Below are 19,435 nucleotides of genomic sequence, written 5' to 3' on the forward strand. Positions count from 1 at the left end.
TGCGCCCGACATTGCGACAAAACATGTCTGCGGCCGTCTGATCGGCGATCCGCTTGACCTTCCCATCATGGGAAACCCCACCTTGCCGATGACGGACCAGCACCGGCCCGCCTGAGCGGACCAACCGGAGACGGCACCATGAGCGGACAGCAAGGCCACGGACACGAGCACTTCCACGGGCAGCACACGCACGGCCCTGGCTGCACCCACGACCATGGGCATCACCATCACGGCGAGGTGGCAGTGGCCGAGGCGGCCCTGGTCACCGACCCGGTCTGCGGGATGAAAGTGGACCCAGCCACCTCGAAGCACCGGCTGGAGCATGACAGGACCACCTTCCACTTCTGCTCCGCCGGGTGCCGGACCAAGTTCGAGGCCGACCCTGAGCAGTACCTGAAGCCGGAGAAGGCGGCAGCGCCGACAGCGGCGGAGAACGCCGCCATTTACACCTGCCCGATGCATCCGGAGATCCGACAGCAGGGACCGGGCAGTTGCCCGATTTGCGGCATGGCGCTCGAGCCGCTGGAGGTGACCGCCGATGCCGCGCCGAACCACGAGCTCGTCGACATGACGCGCCGGTTCTGGGTTGGGCTGGCGTTGACGCTTCCGATCTTCATCCTGGAGATGGGCGGCCACATCCCCGGCCTCGGCCTGCACCACCTGGTGCCACCCAAGGTCTCGGTCTGGATCCAGTTCCTGCTCGGGACGCCCGTCGTTCTCTGGGCTGGATGGCCGTTTTTCGTCCGCGGCTGGCAGTCGCTAGTCAGCCGCAACCTGAACATGTTCACCCTGATCGCCCTCGGGACCGGCGCCGCCTACCTATACAGCCTGGTAGCCACCTTCTTGCCCGGCATCTTCCCCGAAGGATTCCGGGGCGCCGATGGCACGGTCGCCGTCTACTTCGAGGCCGCCGCGGTCATCACCGTGCTCGTTCTGCTCGGCCAGGTGCTGGAACTCCGGGCACGCGAGGCGACCGGTGGCGCTATCCGGGCCCTGCTGAACATGGCGCCCAAGACGGCGCGGCGTATCCAGCCAGACGGCCACGATGAGGAGATCCCGCTGGCTGATGTCCAGGTTGGCGACCGGCTGCGCGTGCGGCCGGGCGAGAGCGTGCCGGTAGATGGCGAGGTGCTTGAGGGTGGCGGCGCCGTGGATGAGTCCATGGTCACCGGTGAGTCCCTGCCTGTTGAGAAGGAGCCCGGCGCTAAGGTTATTGGCGGCACGGTGAACGGCACCGGCTCGCTGATCATGCGGGCGGACAAGGTCGGCTCCGACACCATGCTCTCGCGCATCGTCGCCATGGTCGCCGAGGCACAGCGCAGCCGGGCACCCATCCAGCGTATGGCTGACACGGTGGCGGGCTGGTTCGTTCCAGCGGTCATCGCGGTCGCGGTCCTGGCCTTCATCGCTTGGGCGGTTTGGGGGCCGTCCCCAGCGCTGTCCTACGCCCTGATCGCGGCCGTCTCGGTGCTCATCATCGCCTGCCCCTGCGCGCTCGGCCTGGCCACGCCCATGAGCATCATGGTCGGCGTCGGCAAGGGCGCTGGTGCCGGGGTGCTCATCAAGTCGGCCGAGGCGCTCGAGCGCATGGAGAGGGTCGACACCTTGGTCGTGGACAAGACCGGCACGCTGACGGAGGGCAAGCCCAAGGTTGTGGCCGTGGTTCCGGCACCGGGTCTGACCGAGGCCGAGGTGCTGCCGCTCGCCGCCAGCCTGGAGCGGTCGAGCGAGCATCCGCTGGCGGCCGCCGTCGTCGCTGCGGCCAAGGAGCGTGGCATGGCCTTTGGCGAGCCTGCTGAGTTCGCCTCCGTTACCGGCAAGGGCGTGACCGGCACGGTGGACGGGCGCCGGGTCGCGCTGGGCAACGCGCGGCTGATGCAGGAGCTTGGGGTGGATCTGGGTGACCAGGCCGCCCGGGCCGACGAGTTGCGGCGTGAGGGCGGCACGGCGCTCTTCCTGGCCGTGGATGGCAAGCCGGGCGGCGTCATCGCAGTGGCCGATCCCGTCAAGCAGACCACGCCCGCCGCGCTGGCGAGCCTGCGCCGTGAAGGCATCCACATCGTCATGCTGACGGGCGACAACAGGACGACAGCAGAAGCAGTGGCCCACAAACTTGGCATCGACGAGTTCCAGGGGGATGTTTTGCCCGAGGACAAGCATCGCATCGTCTGGGAGCTCCGGGCCAAGGGGAAGGTCGTCGCCATGGCGGGCGACGGGGTGAACGACGCCCCGGCGCTGGCCGAGGCTGATGTCGGCATGGCCATGGGAACCGGCACAGACGTCGCCATGCAGAGCGCGGGCGTGACGCTGGTTCGCGGAGATCTCGCGGGCATCGCGCGGGCACGCAAGTTGTCGCACGCGGTAATGCGCAACATCCGGCAGAACTTGTTTTTCGCATTTATTTACAATGGGTTAGGCGTTCCTGTTGCGGCTGGCGTGCTCTATCCTTTCACCGGCATCCTGTTCAGCCCTATCGTTGCCGCGCTAGTCATGGCGCTGAGCTCGGTGTCCGTCATCGCCAACTCGCTTCGGTTACGAGCGATAAAACTTTGATGGGCTCTTTGACCGAAGTATCCTTGAGGAAGGCAGGTTAATCCTTGCCTTCCCCGGCGTGCCGGGCGTGGATTGAAACTGCCGCATATTGCTCATCGTCGCTCGCCAGAAGGTATCGAGGCAAGGACGTGATGCATTCGGCGCCCGGACAGTCTCCGGGCGCCGTGGATGCTTCGGCTAATTGGCAGTCCACCCGGCCGCCTGCTACCGTTCAGTGCCTGTGCTGACTTGCGCCGCCCGACGCGGTTCCTCCGGCGCCCTGCCGCATCATCTGGTCGCAATGAGCCATCATCGCCTGCATGTCGGGGCTCATCGTGGCGCCCTGCCGCATCTGCTGACGCATCTGCGCGCAGTGGGCCATCATCTGCTCCATGGTCATGCCGGACATGTTGTGGCCCTGCATGCTGGACATGTTGTGCCCAGCCATGCCCTGGGAACCCATGCCAGACATGCCGCCGGTCTGCTGGGCGGGCGGCGGGGTCTGCTGCTGGGCGCAGGCCGCGAGCGATAAGCCCAGTGCCAGCGCGAGGCCAGTGCGGCGAAGTGTCCCGATGTAGATCATCCCAGCGTATCTCCTTCGTTATCGTGTGCACCGCCGTTGGTTGGCCGCGGCGCGAGCAGGCGCCGACGGCCCGCCTCGTTGCGGGGAACGCCACCGTATCTGCGAAGATGCCGGGCGCCTCCGTCCGGAACGCGAATGCCGTGTGACAAAGTATGAAAGCGCCCCTTGACCCTCCCACGGCGGCAGGTCCCAGGTTCGCGGGCGGCTCACCGTAGACCGGGAAGGAGACGTTCGTGCCGGAAGGATCACATCTCGAGGACCAAATTCTGGCGGCGCTTGAGCGGGCTCTGGCCGAGGGTCGGTTGGAGGCGGCCGAGCACCTGCTTCGCGCCCTGGAAGCGCTTTGTGAGGATGGCCTGCCGGGGTCATCCCTGGCGGTCGCTCATCTGGTCGCTTCCGAGGAGGGAGTGCCGAAGCGGTCCGGCCGCTGAGAGCAGCACCGGCCCAAGCTGAGAGCAGGGGTTGGGAGGCGACCTCTTGAGCCGCTTGGTTCGCTACGGCACCGTCGGGGGGCGTGCCGAGAATCCGGGACGGAACCCCGAGAGCGACGAAGCTCATCGGGCCATCTGTCGCTCGTGCTGTTCATCGCGCGCCGGGCGCGGATCGCCAGGCACCACTCACGGTGCGGCGAGGCTGGTCCGCGCTAACAACGCGGCTCTGCTTGCCCTCTTAATGCGGATCGCGACGACGTCCGCCAAGCGGGGGCGGTCTGACGCGGGTCAGAGCCGCCCCACGGAGGGGGGTAAGCCACCCCACCCGCTCCAGAGTGGCGCCTGCCGTAGGCTGGCAGCGCCCGAGCAGCGACCTTTGTGGCGAGTTCCTAGATGTGTTCCGCGCCAGTGCTCCCGAGGCATCCGTCAAGCCTACCGCCTGCGCTTGGCAAGCAGTCCAAACATCCAGCCAACGGCCCCAGCGATGGACAGGGATGCCATGGGCTGCTGCCTGACGGCTTCGGTCGTTTTGGACAGCACAGAGGATGCTGTTGTGGACTTGCCCACCCGAAGGATGCCCCAAAGCCCCTGAGGCACCGCCCATTTCAGTATGCCGCTCCGGTAGGCATAGTCCCCGGCGCCATGGACCTTGAACTCGAAGGTCCTAGCGGTTCCGGTGGTGATGGCCGCCTCCGACGCCACGAACGGCCCCTTCTTCTGGCCCAGGAAGCGGTACTCCGGCCACGTCACCCCGTGGACGGTGAAGCTCTGGTTACGAGGTTTGTCGGTCGCGCCGATCAAATGGAGCCTGACGGTGCTCCGCTTTGGAACACGGAAGACGGGGGTCGCAGGATGCGGATTCGAAAGCCAGCCCTCGGTCTTGCCTTGCAGGATGCGTTGTATGTCGGGTCCGATCGGCTCGGAGCGGTAGTTGAAGCCCTTCTGCCCCTGATCCTCGTGATCGGGTTCGTCCTCGCCCGCGCCTGGGGGTTCGTCCGCAATGGGCATGTGGATGTTGCCGCGCAGATAATGCCGAAGGCCATCTTGGAGTAGCAGCACAACCTCCTCGATGCGTTCCTTCCCATGTTCGCCATTGACGACCAGCGTAGCGCGCGGGCCATCCCAGGCTTCCTGCTTGCCGGTGGCCGTCTGCTGCCCGGGCCTCACCCAAAGCGGGGTGGCGTCTTTTGGCTCAACGATCAGTGCGCCAATCAGGCCGTGGTGCCGGTGGTTGCGGAAGTCCGCCATGTCTTGAAGGAGGAGCGGACCCAGCGGCTCACCCCCATTGGGATTGGGATTTTCCGCCGACGGCGGCGGCCGGTCGGTATGCCATTCGTAGACTACTGCTGGTCCGCCCGGGGCCGCGCTCTGCGGGGAGGCGTCCACGTTGCGCCCCACATTCGCGCCATCAGATTTCGTCACGTCGTATCGAAGAAGGTCCGCGTGCATCGACACCTGGGACGAAACCGGGCGCTCCGGCCGGTTCGAGAAGGGATTGCGCTCCTCGACGGGCACTCGTGGCGCGAAGGGCTCTGGCCTCAGTTTGGTGCCCGGCGGAAGGCCGTTCGTCAGGCGCACTCTCACCGTCTCGCCCTCACGGCACCGTAGCACCAGCGGCACCGCGGGATTTTCGGAGCGAGGCTGGCGAACGGGTATCTCGATGCCGTCCGGACCGATGATCCTCTCAAGCTGGTAGACAAGGCCGAAGGGGTCAACAAGATCCGGGTCTCGGTAAACAATCCTTCTTCTCTCTGCCCGAACGTCGAACTCGCGTATCAAGGCAGGATTCGGCAGGGCGGCTACGGGCGGGTTACCAAGCTTCCTCAGACCCCCGGTTTTGTCGTCGCCGTCGGTAGTCTGGTAAGCTCGGATGAGGCCCCAGCACCCTAGCCAGAGGTCGTCGGCGCTGGACAGCTTGTAGAGGTAGTCTCCAGGCAGGTAGGGCTCGTTCTGGATGAAGGTGAACGCCTCGGACAAGCCGAAGGTCTGCTGGTTGCGGATGGCGGAGTCTGGGTTCACGCGGAAGCGCTGCCACCTCATGCCGTGGATCTGAAAGCTGTGCTGCTCCTCATGCGATCCCTGGACGAGGCGGAACCAGATGGGATCTCCAGCGAAGGTGTTAAAGCGCACGGTGTAGGGGTCGCGGTTGTATGGCTCCCTCGAACTGAACCACAGGGCCGGGTCAACCATCTCGGCAGGCGGGGGCGCTGTCCGGAGACGTTCGTGGATAGGATCGCTGCGATAGTTCAGACCCATGACGCCCTGGTCGCCGTGACCGCCAGGGTGTTCCGGAGGGTTCAGCGGGTTGCCGTCGCGGTCCCACATTGGGATGAAGTCGCCGATGCCCACGCAGAACTCGCGGAACCACTCCGGCGCGCGGCCCGGCACCCTGATGCGCGCCTGCATGCCACTGACGATCTTCTTGTCTTCAGTCGGATGGTAGAACTCCGCCCCGGGAGGCTCGACGATCAAGGCGCCGAATAGGCCGTGCTTCTGGCGGTAGTTGGCGAAGAGATGGTCGTGGAAGAAGATGGTGCCAAACTCCTGGTCCAGCCACCAGCGGTATATCATCTTCTTCCCGGCAACCGGGCCGCTGAGATAGTTCCAGCCAACACTGGCTCCGTCGGCGCAGATCGGGTCGAACTTCACCATGTGGACGTGCAGCGCGCACTCGCCCTCCCACGGCCGTTCCTCACAGGGAGGAAACGCGTGGTCAAACTCGGTTCTCGAAATTTCGAGAGGCAGGTCGTTCTTGAGCGTTAAGTTCAGGATCTGGCCGTGCTGCGCGCGGAAAAACAGCGGCTGCTTGACGCCGCCCTCGGCTGGTTCGCCGTCAGCGGTCCGGTAGTAGAGATGGCCGTGCTTATCGTGCCATCCGTGGCCGTTGTAGTGGATCGGCGTCAGCGTCACGGCGATGTCGTGCGCCACCTCCCGGTCGCCGTTCCCACTGTACTGCGATGGGACGTTTTCTGGCCATTCCACGCTCTGCCCTTCACTGAAAGGTCGACGCGTGAACATCTCGCCCGGAACGGGCCTTTCATTGAACGCTCCCTTCTCGAGCTCCGTTGGATTCGGGCGATAATCGTAGTTCGCTGGAAGCGCTTCGTACTCGAGCGGCCATGGAGGGACCGGCGACTTCTGCTGGGTCCTGCCTGGGATGTAGAGGGGGTAGCCAGGATGTTCCGGTGTGGGCGCGGGAGGTACTCGACCCGGTAGAGGCCACAGCCGCTCGATGGGAGTGCCGTCGGGATAGTGGTCGAGCCTCCGTCCTTGGTAGACGGGATCCGGGTCGGCAATCAGCGGGCTTTCGACGTTCTCCTCCGCCCCTTTTTGCAAGGTCTCGAAGGTGCGGAACATGCCCCACATGCCTTCGTGGAAGTGCGGGTAGAGGTGGCAGTGCCAGATCACGTCCCCCGCAACCTGGTGCCGGTTGCCTGCCCCCCAGGCGGGTTCGATGGTGTGGGCTGTCTGAGGGCTGACGGAGATCGCGTCGATACGTGGAGAGGTCTTGTCGTCAGGGACCGCGTGCCACTCGTAAAGATGGAGGTGGAAGACGTGCGTTTCCTTGACGCCCGCGTGCACGAAGCGGATGCGCACCGGATCGCCGATGTAAGCCTTCAAGATCGGTGTCGCGGGGTCGCCGAATAGCCAACTGCTGTGGTGCTGCTCCTCGTTGAGCACCGGAGGATCCAGAACGTGTTTTTTCTCCTGCACCCAATGCCAAAGGGTCCGTTCGCGGTTCACCATCGGCTCGGCGCGGTAGGACACGGGCATGATGGGCAGATGGTCGTCGCCCGCGCCATGGCCACCGTGCTCGCCTCCCGCACCTGGTAGCGGGTTCTCGGCCAGGCACGGATCCCGCCCGACTATGTTATGCGGCGGGAGGAACTCGGGCTCGTCGTGGAAGAAGATCACAAACTCGCGGTGGTCCTCCTTGTCGAACTCGTGCTCCTCCTGTGGGTCTCCCCATTTGTGACCGGGTAGCGTGCTGTCCGAGGTCGGGAATACTTTCGACGGTTCCTGGCCGCTTGGGATGATGTCGAGGTAAAGCCCATCCATCTGGCCTTCGGTCGAAGTGCGGCCAGTAACGGGATCGCGCCAGATGGCATGTTCGGGCTCGACAATCAGGGCGCCAAACAGGCCATGGACGTTGGTTCCGTCTTCGCCACCAGAGTAGCTGCCGCCATCATGGAACGGGAAAACGCCTTCGTTTTCGCAGGTCCATCTGTAGTGGCGATGTCCGCCGGGCGCCGCGAGGGAGTGACCGTTTTCACCGACTTCGGACCCGTCGCTCGACTTCACGTCGTAGCCGCCGCCGACCAAATGCAGTCCAACCCAGCGGCCTTCGACTTCGTTGCGTAGCCTAATGGAAAGAGTCCGGTGCCTGTTTACTCGAAGTACGAGCGGACGGACGAGCGGGTGCGGAGCTTTCGCCTTCTCTTGGCAGGTCGGAAACGGCATGCCCAGCCGGATCGCAACCTCCTTCGCCGCCGTTTCATAAGCCTTCGGGTCTGTGCCGTCCGCCAGCGCACGAATGTACTTGAGAAGGGGGAGGTTGACGTCGAGAGCATAGATCAAGCCGTTATGGTCATGATCACCCTCTCGGTTGAAGTAGATCGGCATCTGAAGGGCGGTGACGTGATACTCCGCTGAACCTGCGAAGGCATGAACGTCACCCACATTCCCGACTTTCTGGGCCATCATTTCCTCCCGACCAGACGGTGGAATTCCATGTGCGCGAATTGCCGAGCCCGTTGCTCAGCAAAGAGATGGTTCGGCTTGTTCGTTGGCGACTTTGCGGCCCTCACCGGCTTGCGCGCCTCAAGTAGTCACGACACCCTTGGCAGGTAAAACGTCCCTTTTACTGTTTAGCATGTGAAGTTGGTGGGCTGGGTTTACGCAAGGTCAAAGTGGTCCGCCCTAACGCTCCATGACGCGGTGGTGACACCCTGGGACACGCTTCTTGTGAACGTGACAGAGGTGAGCCGCAGCAGCGGCGTGCGTTCACCCGGAGTTGCGGCTCAAGCGGCAGCGCCCGGCTATCGATTCACGTGTCTGCGTCCGACGCTAGCGCCGGTCAGGTGGTGGACGGCCGTGCATCCGGTGCGGAGTGGCTTGCCCGTGTTAAACGGGCAATATCGGTGTAACGCACTTAGCCGTAGGACCTTAGGGAACAGGCTCCGTCGAGACGAACCTGATGGCCTCGACAGGCGCGGAGTGGATGCTGGTCAAGCGGCTCCCAGCCGAGAGATCCGGGTGGCAGGATCGTGCTGTGCCGAACCAAAACTCGACGTGGACGTTTCGTCTGCAAGCCCGCCCGGCTGGTGAGCCGCGAAGCGGGCAGGAGAAACGCCGTCATGCCGGGCTTCAGGGCTTTTGCCGCACTCGCCGGGGGCCTCGCCCTCGGCGCCTGCACCGTTGCACTGCCGACCGGGCCCAACGTCTTAGTGTTTCCGGCAGAGGGGAAGGACCTCGCCCAGTTCGGGCAAGAGGACACGGCCTGCCGAGGCTACGCACAGCAGCAGAGCGGCGGTGGCTCGCCCCAGCAGGCGGCGAACCAGAGCGCGGTCGGCAGCGCCGCCGTGGGCACGGCGCTCGGTGCGGGTGCAGGCGCCCTGCTCGGGGCGGCGGGTGGCAATCCCGGGGCAGGCGCCGCGATTGGCGCGGGAGGCGGCCTGCTGGCGGGCTCGGCTGTCGGTGCCGGTAACGCGCAGACGTCGGCGGGCAGCCTCCAGCAGCGTTACGACACGGCCTACCTCCAGTGCATGACCGCGAGCGGTAACAGGCAGCCAACCTATGCTGCGGTCCCGTCTTACTCCTACGCGCCGAGCAGCTACTATGCCCCTTACGGCACTCCGTCCTATTGGGGCGCACCCTACTACGGCTACGGTCCCTATGTCGGTGGTCCCGCCGTGTCCTTCGGCTTCTTCGGGGGCGGCTTCGGCCACCGTCACTTCGGGGGCCGCCATCACTTTGGTGGTCATCGGCACTTTGGTGGTCATCGGCACTTTGGTGGCTACGGCCATCATGGTGGCAGCGGCCACCGCCGCTAGGACAACCAAACCAGTTAGCCTGCTGCGGTTCTGAAGTCCAACGGACCGCAACCGGCGATCCGTTGGTTCTGGCCGTCAAACCAAGGCGGTGCTCAGATGAACCACTGCCCAGTAGCCTCGAAGTTTGCCGTAGCCTCGGACGCGATGGCATTCCAGTCGACGACGTCGTTCGGGTTCAGTCCGAGGTCGCTGACCGCCTGGAGCACGCCCGCCGCCGGAGCAACCCCCGCGAGTTCGCCGGAGGCAACCGGCAACACCAGCTTGAAACCAGCAGTGCCGTCCACCTCGCCCTCGGTGCCCACGCCCTGGTTGGCGTTGGTCGTCAAGCCATGGATGACGATTTCCTTGGCCTCGAGCGGGGTGATACCATCGAAGATGGCTTGGGCATTCGGATCATCCGCTGAGAAGGTGAACACCTCGCGGTAGCTCAGCTTCCCGTCCTCGCCGACGGTAGGGAATACCGCCTCGTCGGTGTGATCGTGCCCCTTGGTGCCGTGGTCATGGGCGGCGTTCTCGGGGTTCAGCGTCAGATTAAGCTGGATCGGACCGTAGGTTGCCAAACCCTCGGCCAACTCGACGAAACCGTCGCCATCTGTATCCTGGGCAAGGGTGGGCGACTTGGAATCGGTGTCGTCGGTGAAGCCATGGATATGCTGAATGTGCATTGGCCCTGGCTCAAGGCCACTGGCCTGGATGTCCACGGTCAGGGTCTGCGTGTCTTGATCGACGAGCATCACGACGCGACCATCGACGCCTGAGTTGTTCAGCGCGTTGAGATCGGTCGAGTAGAGCAGCTTGCCGTCTTGGACGTAGGTGTCGTGTGCCATCTTGATCTCCCGGGTCGTTCGGACCCGGGGGCAATACAGATGCCGTCAACGCACGGATGCGGAACAAGACCTGGAAAATTAGGAGAATGGATGCTCGATAAATGGAACGCCGCGCTCGTGGTCTTGCAGGTTGCTGGCCGGGAAGGCCGCGTTCGGCTCGCGGCCGCCTCGATGATCAGTAACGCGGCGAGAACAACCGGCAAAGCCACGAATTAACTTTCGCGGCAGCGGATGAGCTTGCCGCGTCAAAGCCGTCGCCCCGCAGAGCATGGACCGCGTAGCGGCAACGCGATGGCCGACTCCGAACCGAGTCTGTGCTTCCAACCACATCTGGACGGCCTGCCCCGACCCAAGAGGGATAAACGCGGCTAGAAGTTCGCTGACCCGCTGTCTGGAGACTCAGCAACCTCGGGGCGTTGTCCGGCGACGTACTGTCACTCCATTGCACCGAATGGAGCAGGAAGTCTGCTGCCTGTCCGCGCTCACCGTCGTCAGCCACTTCGACGATTTGGGCCACAAACACACGCTGCAACGTTATGACGGCGAGCCATTACGTGCGTCTATCAAATTAGGGGCGGTCATGAAACATTCGGCCCTAAGCCGTTCCATGTTTTGAGGGTTAAGATCGTAATAATCTTGTACACAAACGGCATACTGATTGCGCAAGATCCTGATAATAGAAACTAATGGTTGATTACGCTGCTCGAGTTTGCTCTGCTGAGGGACACGCTCGACCCGCGCTCTCGTTTTTGTTATCTTGCCTCGCAGCGAACCCATACCGGCTTAACTTTCGATACCGCTTCAAACCGCTGAGCTCAACATGACGGATGTGAAGTGATCTCCGACATCACGCGCTGGCTGCTCGACCCATCTGGTTTGACGCCACACGGCTTTTGCCTGCTCTGGGAGCCTTGGCTGATTTGGACCCACGGGCTGGCCAATATCGCCATCGGTCTTGCCTACTTCTCCATCCCGCTCGCCCTGGCCATCTTCGCACGACGCCGCCGCGATCTCGTTTTCCGCCCCGTCTTCTGGCTCTTCGCGGCCTTTATTCTGCTCTGCGGCACCGGCCACTGGATGGACCTACTCACCCTCTGGGTGCCCGCCTACGGAGCCGAGGCAATCGTCAAGGTGCTCACAGCCGCGATCTCCGTCGGCACGGCTGTTGTCCTTTGGCCGTTGATGCCCAGGGCCCTGGCGCTGCCTTCGGTAGCCCAGATGCAGGAGGCCGACGCGGCGCTGCGTGAGAGCGAGGCGCGCCACCGCGCCAACTTCATCGGTGCGCCCGTGCCGCTGCATGTCCTCGACCCGGCGGGCAGGATCGTCGAGGTCTCCAATCGCTGGCTCGACCTTCTCGGCTATTCCCGCAAGGAGGTGCTCGGCCGGGCGGCGGGGGAGTTCCAGGAGGATGGCGGCGCGGCAACGCGGGCGGTTCTCGACGCAGTGTTTGCGGGCGAGGTAGAATTGCGAGATACGCCTCGCCGCATGCGGCGTCGTGACGGTGCTGTCCTCGATGTTCTGGTGTCGTCGCGTGTGGAGCGTGCCTCCGACGGCACTTCGCCTCACCTCATCTCGGCACTTGTCGATGTTACGTCGCGCAAGAGGGCAGAGGAGGCTCGACGGGAGAGTGAACGGGACTTCCGGTTGCTTATCAATAGCGTGACCGATTACGCCATCTACATGCTCGACACCATCGGCTGCGTGACTAACTGGAACGCCGGAGCGGAGCGCATCAAGGGCTACCAGGCCGCAGAGATTATCGGCGAGCACTTCTCCCGCTTCTACACGGAAGATGACCGGGAGGAGGGCTTCCCGCAGCGGGCCTTGGCAACCGCCGCCAGGCACGGGCACTTCGAAGACGAGGGATGGCGGGTCCGCAAGGACGGCCGTCGTTTTTGGGCCAGCGTGGTGATCGCTGCCATCTACGAGGATGGGAAACACGTCGGCTTCGCCAAGGTCACCCGTGATATCTCTGAGCGGCGGGAGGCGCAGCGGACGTTGGATGCGGCCCGAGAGCAGCTTGCCCAGGCGCAAAAGATGGAGGCCATCGGCCAACTCACGGGCGGGATCGCGCACGACTTCAACAACGTCCTGCAAGCGGTCACCGGCAACCTCGAACTGATCCGCAGGCGCCTGCGCGACGAGCGGCCCGACGTGACCCGCCTTGCCACAAATGCGCTCGCTGCCGCAGAAAAGGCGTCCGGCCTGACCGGGCAGCTTCTTGCCTTCGCCCGTCGCCAGCGACTTGAGCCACAGCCGCTCGATCCGGCAGGAGTGGTCGAGGGGATGCGGGGTCTGCTGATTCGCAGCCTGGGCGAGCGGATTGCGCTCAGTGTCGAAGCCGAGCCCGATGCGGGGGCGTGCCTCGCCGATTGCAACCAGCTTGAATCGGCGCTGCTCAACCTCGCCATCAATGCCCGCGACGCCTTCGCCGGGGCCACTGGAACCTTAACCGTGTCCATTCGAAAGGAGCATGTCGCCGCCGCTTCCGAAGGTTGGCCACCAGACGGCGAATACGTGCGGATCGCGGTGCGAGACGACGGCCCTGGCATGCCAGAGGAGGTGCGCCGTCGCGCCTTCGAGCCCTTTTTCACCACCAAGGGGCCTGGCAAGGGAACCGGCCTCGGCCTTGCCCAGATACACGGTTTCGCCCATCAGTCGGGCGGCACTGCCCAGGTGAAGAGCTCGCCGGGACACGGCACCGAGGTCGCCATCCTGCTGCCCCGGAGCAACGAGCCTGTGCGCCAGAGTGACGAGCCTTCTCACGTGGTGCCAGAGCCCGAGGTTGGGTTTGGGGAAACGGTGCTGGTTGTCGATGACGACGCAATGGTGCGAACAGCTATCGCGGAGACGCTGCGCGACTTGCGCTACCACGTAGTGGAAGCCGCCAATGCGGACGCTGCGTTGGCCATGCTCGACTACGGCATCTCTCCTAACGTGGTGCTCTCTGACGTGTCGATGCCGGGCACGATGGACGGGGTGGAGCTCGCGGTTCTTGCCCACAAGCGTTTTCCAGGCATTCCTGTCGTCCTGGCCACCGGCCGCGTCGATGTTCTGGGAGACAGACCGCTGCCCTCCGGGGTGGGTCTTCTCCGAAAACCCCTTAGCCGGGAGGGCATCGCCGCCGCGATCCGGCGCGCGCTTACGGGAGAACGTGAGCCGGTTGGCGCATGACCAGTTAGGACACCGAGGACGCTGCTGGGGCGGCCCTTCCATGGGCTCCGGCTTCTTCGGCGGCGGCCTGACGGTCTTAGCTTCGGCTGCTGTGCCCATAACTGCCATAGCCGTTGGTGGCGTACGCAAACATCACCTTGTGCTGGAGTTGCAGAGGGCCATCGGCCACCTGCCTACCGATCAGCGTGTAGCTGATGGACGCCGCCCCGGCTCAGGAGACGCTAGACCGCATCGGGGCTGTCATCTCAGTGTCCGCGAACGGCGCGAGTGAGCCGCACGACTTCCGGGATCGGCATGCAGGCCGGGTCACCTTCATTGAGTTCCACCTGGTTGTGCCCAGAGAGATGTCGGTTGGCGAGGCGCACGACATCTGTGAGTCGGTCGAGTACGCCCACCGCGAGGAAACCGGCACCGCGTTAATCACTATTCATGTCGAGCCACCGCACAAGTCCAAGCAACCGGGCGTGCTCGTTCTGCCCTAACCGCAGTCCGGGGCCGCGGAGTGACCGCGCCCCCGTTCCGGCCTTTATCGAGCGGCCGCTTCCCAACCGACGGTACGCCGGTCTCTGGCGTGATCAAGGCTCCAGGTCCCGCCGCCCGCAGCGGCCATGTAGAGGAACACAAAGCAGTAGAGGATCGCAGCGCCGCCGCCGTTCAGAGCGGGGAAGAAGTTCCGTGGCGCATGGCCGATGAAGTAGGCGAAGGCCATCTCACCCGCCAGGAGGAAGGCAACCGGCCGGGTGAACAGGCCAACCAGCAACAGCACGCCGCCGACGAGCTAAATCACCGCAGCGAACCAGAGCAGCGTGAAGATGTCTGGGCCAGTTACGGCTCCTCCCATGCGTGGCGGGAAGCCGAAAAGCTTTTGCGTGCCGTGTTCGAGAAAGATGAGCGCGGCGACAATGCGGAGTACGCTGAGCAGGCGTGGCGCCCATTCGGCAGCGAGAGTCTGGGTCTTCATAGTTCTTCCCTATGTTTGCACTGCGCTGGTGCCTAGGTGTGCCTGAGCCCCCCGCCCAACGGCGCCGCGAAGCGAAACTCGACGCCTTCAGGTGCGAAGGAAAGTTCGGTGTTGGCGCCGAACTGTTGGACCAAGCCACGCTGGAGCAGGCGCGAGCCGAAGCCGATGCGAGTGGGCGCCTTGACCTTCGGCCCGCCCCACTCGCGCCAAAGGAATTCGAGAAGATTCGGGCTATCCCCGTTGCCGTTGGTGCAGAGCCAACTGACCTCGACACGTCCGCCAGGAACGGAGAACGCGCCATACTTGGTGGCGTTGGTGGCAAGCTCGTGCAGAGCCATGTGCATCGCGATAGCGGCCTCGGGCCGGAGCCAGACCTCAAGTCCATCGATTTGCACACGGTTGGACAGGTCTCTACCATCCGCATGTGGAGCCAGGGTGCGGTGAATCAGGTCATGCAGCGAGGCATCCTGCCACGCCCGCTGCGTTAGCAGACCATGCGCCTGTGCGAGAGCGAGCAGCCGCGACTGGAACGTTTTCCGGAAGGCCTCAGGGATCTCCGTACTCCGCGCCGTCTGCGAGGCGATCGACTGCACGGTGGCGAGCGCATTTTTGACGCGGTGGTTCAGTTCGCCCAGGAGCAGACCCTGGCGGGCCTCGGCCTCCTTGCGCCCCGTGATGTCACGCGCCAGCCCAGCGAACCAGAGGGTGCGGCCATCCTCACCCCGCACCGGGAAGCCCACGTCCCGGATCCAGCGCACGGTGCCGTCGTTGGGCCGCACGATTCGGTACTCGATATCGAACCGACGGCCCGCGGGCGCCTGGGCGAGCGCTTCCGCCACTCGGGCGCGGTCGTCCGGGTGCAGCAGTTCAGGCCGGTGGCATGGTGCCCCAACGACGGCGGCGCGTGGTTCGCCACAAACACGCTCGTAAGCCGGGCTGAGGTATTCAATGCGGCCGGTAGCTGCATTGACGATCCAGACCACATCGTCCGTGGTTTCGGCGAAGCCGCGGAAGCGGGCCTCGCTCATCCGCAGTGCCGCTTCGGCCCGCTTGGCCTCCTCAATGTTGGTGGAGGTGCCAAACCAACGCTCCAGGTCACCCTCCCGTCCCCACCTCTGACCGCGCAGGGGCAGCGCGCGGGTCTCGAACCACTCGAAGGTGCCGTCCCGGCCGCGCAGCCGGTGCTCAACCCGCAACTCGCCGCGGATCACGGCAGCCTTCCACGCTTCCGTGACGTGCTCTCGGTCGTCGGGGTGAACGGCATCCAGCCAGCCGAACCCGAGCACCTCCTCTGCCGTCATCCCGGTATGCTCGACCCAGCGCCGGTTGGCGTAGCGCCATGCGCCGCCCGGCAGGGCGCTCCAGACCAGATGAGGCAGCGTGTCCGCCGCTGCCCGCAGCATGGCATTGACCTCGGCGATCGCCGCCATGCGTTCAGCCACACGCGCTTCGAGATCGCGGTTCGCGCGCTCCAGGGCCTCGTTGGCCTGGACAAGCGCCGTCGCCTGCGTGCGCTCCCGCCTAACCTCGTCCCTCGCTTCGGCAAGTTCCCGTAGGGTTGCCTCCCGCTCCAGGGCGTAGGTATAGGCTTCGGCCCTTGCCTCTTCAGCAGCCGCCCGTGCGGTGTCGGCGTCGGCAAGCGCCTGCTCCAGCGCCTTGGCTGGGTCCGGCTTTTGCCGCCTGTTGGCCTGCTGCTCCTCGCCTGCCTCGTCCATGACCGGCCACTCTAACGCGTACCACCGGTACAATGTTTGGAGGGTGGTTCGATCAGCCTGACGGAAAGGTGAGAGTTCTTGCGGCTGGCCCAGAAAGGCTCTTTATGGCCCCCGCAGCCGGGTCTCGGGTCGATGCCGTGTCAGCGATACTCGGGCGGCAGGAGCGGTGTCTTGGCTGTGGGAAGGCCCAGGCCTCCGTCTGAGCAAAGCGGGAGGGACGCTAAAGCCGTATTGGCCGACTGGCCTCTACGGCTTGGGAGGACCAGAAGGACCCTCCAACGCACTCCGGACGTCGGCGACCAAGTCGTTATAGTTGATCGGCTTGTGGAGCAGTGTGAGGGAGCTATGGCTCCCGCCGCACCTGTGGAGATCGGCGAGGCCGCCCGGCGGCGGAGAGCCGGTCACGACGATGACGGGGAGCCCCGGCCGCTCGACAGGGAGTTAGTTCGAGATGCCTGGAGATCTGCTGCTTGTTCATTCTATCCAGGGTTGGGTGACCGCCTGAATTTTTCAGTTAACGGCTTTCTCCAGTGATGATCCGGTCCAAAGCCTTCACGCAGACCCCAGGCAAGTAGCCGGTTGCCGTTAGCGCTGCTACTTGTGACGGGGCGTTCGCTGAGGGCAAGGCAACCGTTGTTCGGCAATCCTGACATGCTCGGAGATGAGGCCGTCGGGGTCGTGGCTCGTCTGCGGCGGGCACAGGATGCTGGAGGCATCCACCTGTTCGAGATCGGGTCGGATCAGGTTGCCCGCTGTGATGACGGCCTGCGCATCCTCTTTGGCCTGCCGCCGGGCAGTCGTTTCGATCACGCGGCTTGGCTTAGTCGCCTGCACCCCGATGACCAAGCCCGCTTGGCCAGTGACTTCGCCCGTCTCATGCGCGAAGGCGGCTCCACGGAGATTGAGTACCGCGTGCTCCGACCCGATGGGAGCATCCGTCGGCTACTGAGCCGTGCACAGGTGGCTGCCGACCTTGGGCGGCCCGGCTCAATCTTCGGTGTCACCATGGACATCACCGAGCAGCGCGAGACCGAGGTGGCTCTTGCTGTCAGTAATGAGACTGCCCGGTTGGCGGCGGAGCGGGTGCAGTTGGCGCTCGACGCAGGCGCTATCATCGGAACCTGGGTTTGGGATGTGCCGACCGATTGCTTCACCGCCGACGAGCGTTTCGCCCGCTCGTTCGGGCTCGACGCCGGGGAATGCCAAGCAGGGCTCGGCCTCGATCAGGTAGCGGCGTCGATCCATCCCGAGGATAGGCCACGCGTAATGGAGGCTGTCGGCAAGGCGCTTCAGCGCGGCGGCCCCTACCGTTGCGAGTACCGGGTTCGTCAGCACGACGGCGTCTACCGCTGGATCGAGGCGAATGGCCGTGTGGACCTCGCGCCCGATGGAATCCCGCTGCGCTTCCCGGGCGTGCTGCTCGACATCGAGCAGCGCCATGCCGTGGAAGCTGAGCGCGACCGCGCCACGGCCTTGCTGCGGACCTTCGCCGAAGCCGTTCCAGGAGTGGTCTACGCCAAAGACCGGCAGGGCCGCATGCTGCTCGCCAATGAGGGCACGTCGCGCCTCGTCGGAAGGCCACGCGAGGAGTTCCTGGGCAGGACGGACGCCGAGTTCCTTAGCGACAAGCAGCAGGCTGAGGCGGTGATGGCCAACGACCGCCGGATCATGGAAAACGGCATCGCCGAGCAGGTCGAGGAAGAGGTCAGATTGGCGGACGGCACCCCGGCGGTCTGGCTATCGACAAAGGCGCCGCTGCGGGACGCGTCGGGCAACGTCATTGGCCTAGTCGGAACGTCTATCGACATTACCAGACGCAAGCGGGCAGAGGCGAGCCTGGTGGACAGCAGGGTCGAGCTCGAGCTCCTGGTCGCGGAGCGGACGCGGGACTTGCAGGAGACACAGGCCCGCTTGGCACACGTCCAGCGCATGGAGGCGCTTGGCCAGCTTGCTGGTGGCGTTGCGCACGACATCAACAACGTCTTGCAGGCCATCCGGAGTGGTGCTGGCCTGATCCAGCGCCGGGCCAATGACGCCGAAGTGGTGCGGCAACTCGTCCGTATGCTCATCGACGCCACGGAGCGCGGGACCGGAGTTACCCGCCGCCTGCTGACCTTCTCCCGACGCGGGGAGCTACGGGCGGAGCCGGTCGACACCGTGGCTCTGCTGGAGAGCACCCGTGAAATCTTGTCCCATACCCTGGGTCATGGGCTTGAGATCCAGGTCGAAGCGCCGGGTGAACTGCCGTCAATGATGGCCGACAAGGGGCAGTTGGAAACGGTGCTCGTGAACCTGGCCACTAATGCACGGGACGCCATGGAGAGCGTTGGAACCTTAACCTTGTCGGCCATAGGTGAGCGGGTCGCACCCAGCGACGAGGCGGCCCGCCCGGTTACCCTGCGACCGGGATCGTACGTCCGGCTGTCCGTGGTCGACACCGGCTGCGGCATGGATGTCGGGACGCTGGCCCGCGCCTCCGAACCCTTCTTCACGACCAAGGAGCCGGGCAAGGGCACCGGGCTCGGCCTCGCCATGGCGCGTGGCTTCGCCGAGCAGAGCGGCGGCGGCCTGCATATCACGAGTGCGCCGGAGCGCGGCACAACCGTGACGCTCTGGTTGCCTGTCGCCGATGCCGTCATCGGGGTGGAACAGGCATCCGGCGTTGCGACTGAGCGCAGCACCGGGCTCCGTATCCTGCTGGTCGACGACGAGAATCTCGTGCGGGAGATGCTGGCCCGTGACCTGGCGGAACGCGGCAACGAGGTGATCCAGGCACGGGACGCCGAGACCGCGCTGGCTCTGCTCGATGCGGGCGAGGCCGTGGATGCCCTGGTCTCCGACCTGTCCATGCCTCGGATGCACGGGGCAGCCCTCATTGCCGAGGCGCAGCGCCGTCGTCCTGGTCTCGCCGCTGTCCTCCTGACCGGGTATGCGGGCGGGGTCGCCGGGGCCGGAACTCGTGGCAGCGACGAACACAGTTACAAGCTGCTGCGCAAGCCCGTGAGCGGCGACGAGTTGGCCCGGTGCTTGGCGGAACTGCTGGAGCAATCCGGAGACGCCCCAAAAATTTAAGAAGATTTGTGAGTTCGACACTCCCGCCGACCGTTACGATGCCCCATCACATAGGCGCTTCCTGCCTAGGTAAGTTGAACGTATAAC

General features: G+C 64.7%; 11 protein-coding genes and 1 pseudogene. 7 read left to right on the top strand and 5 right to left on the bottom strand.

Annotated features, from left to right (window positions below; all coding sequences use genetic code 11):
* The first annotated feature begins 138 nt into the window (after positions 1 to 138).
* Positions 139 to 2,553, top strand: coding sequence for a heavy metal translocating P-type ATPase (locus LH62_RS05020; protein ID WP_043359686.1), 2,415 nt, complete (start codon positions 139 to 141; stop codon positions 2,551 to 2,553).
* A gap of 211 nt (positions 2,554 to 2,764) precedes the next feature.
* Here the strand turns inward: LH62_RS05020 and LH62_RS05025 are convergent, their stop codons facing one another.
* Entirely contained in the window at positions 2,765 to 3,115 is a 351-nt protein-coding gene (locus LH62_RS05025) for a hypothetical protein (protein ID WP_052213721.1), read from the bottom strand.
* A 233-nt stretch (positions 3,116 to 3,348) separates the two neighbouring features.
* Here LH62_RS05025 and LH62_RS05030 point away from each other — a divergent pair, with 233 nt between their 5' ends.
* Entirely contained in the window at positions 3,349 to 3,546 is a 198-nt protein-coding gene (locus LH62_RS05030; RefSeq protein ID WP_043359688.1) for a hypothetical protein, read from the top strand.
* Positions 3,547 to 3,978: 432 nt separating this feature from the next.
* Here the strand turns inward: LH62_RS05030 and LH62_RS05035 are convergent, their stop codons facing one another.
* Positions 3,979 to 8,247, bottom strand: a complete 4,269-nt coding sequence (locus LH62_RS05035) for a multicopper oxidase domain-containing protein (RefSeq protein WP_160299774.1) — start codon at positions 8,245 to 8,247, stop codon at positions 3,979 to 3,981.
* A gap of 656 nt (positions 8,248 to 8,903) precedes the next feature.
* Between LH62_RS05035 and LH62_RS31845 the strand changes: the two genes are divergently transcribed.
* Positions 8,904 to 9,599, top strand: coding sequence for a glycine zipper family protein (locus LH62_RS31845; RefSeq protein ID WP_144404381.1), 696 nt, complete (start codon positions 8,904 to 8,906; stop codon positions 9,597 to 9,599).
* Between the two features lie 92 nt (positions 9,600 to 9,691).
* Here LH62_RS31845 and LH62_RS28055 read toward each other — a convergent pair whose 3' ends face one another.
* Positions 9,692 to 10,426 carry a CHRD domain-containing protein gene (locus LH62_RS28055; protein ID WP_052213722.1) on the bottom strand — a complete coding sequence of 245 codons (735 nt, stop codon included), beginning with the start codon at positions 10,424 to 10,426 and terminating at the stop codon, positions 9,692 to 9,694.
* Between the two features lie 90 nt (positions 10,427 to 10,516).
* On the opposite strand from LH62_RS28055, the gene LH62_RS32295 reads away from it, so the two are divergent.
* From LH62_RS32295 to LH62_RS05065, 3 genes are all read left to right on the top strand, one after another.
* Positions 10,517 to 10,642 (top strand): hypothetical protein, encoded by a 126-nt coding sequence (locus LH62_RS32295; protein WP_255359982.1) that lies wholly within the window; start codon positions 10,517 to 10,519, stop codon positions 10,640 to 10,642.
* A gap of 618 nt (positions 10,643 to 11,260) precedes the next feature.
* On the top strand, positions 11,261 to 13,600 hold the full coding sequence (locus LH62_RS05060; protein WP_052213723.1) for a PAS domain-containing sensor histidine kinase: 2,340 nt from the start codon (positions 11,261 to 11,263) through the stop codon (positions 13,598 to 13,600).
* A 194-nt stretch (positions 13,601 to 13,794) separates the two neighbouring features.
* Positions 13,795 to 14,082 carry a cation transporter dimerization domain-containing protein gene (locus tag LH62_RS05065; protein WP_043359695.1) on the top strand — a complete coding sequence of 96 codons (288 nt, stop codon included), beginning with the start codon at positions 13,795 to 13,797 and terminating at the stop codon, positions 14,080 to 14,082.
* Positions 14,083 to 14,126: 44 nt separating this feature from the next.
* Here the strand turns inward: LH62_RS05065 and LH62_RS32625 are convergent.
* Together LH62_RS32625 and LH62_RS05075 are read right to left on the bottom strand one after the other, a co-directional pair.
* A pseudogene (locus LH62_RS32625) lies at positions 14,127 to 14,561 on the bottom strand (DoxX family protein).
* A 32-nt stretch (positions 14,562 to 14,593) separates the two neighbouring features.
* On the bottom strand, positions 14,594 to 16,276 hold the full coding sequence (locus LH62_RS05075) for a sensor histidine kinase (RefSeq protein WP_052213724.1): 1,683 nt from the start codon (positions 16,274 to 16,276) through the stop codon (positions 14,594 to 14,596).
* A 633-nt stretch (positions 16,277 to 16,909) separates the two neighbouring features.
* On the opposite strand from LH62_RS05075, the gene LH62_RS05080 reads away from it, so the two are divergent.
* The gene (locus LH62_RS05080; RefSeq protein WP_144404382.1) at positions 16,910 to 19,348 is read left to right on the top strand and encodes a PAS domain-containing protein; all 2,439 of its coding nucleotides are present in this window, start codon (positions 16,910 to 16,912) and stop codon (positions 19,346 to 19,348) included.
* The last annotated feature ends 87 nt before the right edge of the window (positions 19,349 to 19,435 follow it).

Origin of the sequence: Belnapia sp. F-4-1 (assembly GCF_000802185.1) — a bacterium.
Classification (GTDB): domain Bacteria; phylum Pseudomonadota; class Alphaproteobacteria; order Acetobacterales; family Acetobacteraceae; genus Belnapia.

Coding starts and splice junctions, on each gene's coding strand:
- LH62_RS05025 (WP_052213721.1), bottom strand. CDS start 3,115: ATGATCTACATCGGGACACTTCGCCGCACTGGCCTCGCGCTGGCACTG.
- LH62_RS32295 (WP_255359982.1), top strand. CDS start 10,517: ATGCTCGATAAATGGAACGCCGCGCTCGTGGTCTTGCAGGTTGCTGGC.
- LH62_RS31845 (WP_144404381.1), top strand. CDS start 8,904: ATGCCGGGCTTCAGGGCTTTTGCCGCACTCGCCGGGGGCCTCGCCCTC.
- LH62_RS05075 (WP_052213724.1), bottom strand. CDS start 16,276: ATGGACGAGGCAGGCGAGGAGCAGCAGGCCAACAGGCGGCAAAAGCCG.
- LH62_RS28055 (WP_052213722.1), bottom strand. CDS start 10,426: ATGGCACACGACACCTACGTCCAAGACGGCAAGCTGCTCTACTCGACC.
- LH62_RS05035 (WP_160299774.1), bottom strand. CDS start 8,247: ATGGCCCAGAAAGTCGGGAATGTGGGTGACGTTCATGCCTTCGCAGGT.
- LH62_RS05020 (WP_043359686.1), top strand. CDS start 139: ATGAGCGGACAGCAAGGCCACGGACACGAGCACTTCCACGGGCAGCAC.
- LH62_RS05065 (WP_043359695.1), top strand. CDS start 13,795: ATGGACGCCGCCCCGGCTCAGGAGACGCTAGACCGCATCGGGGCTGTC.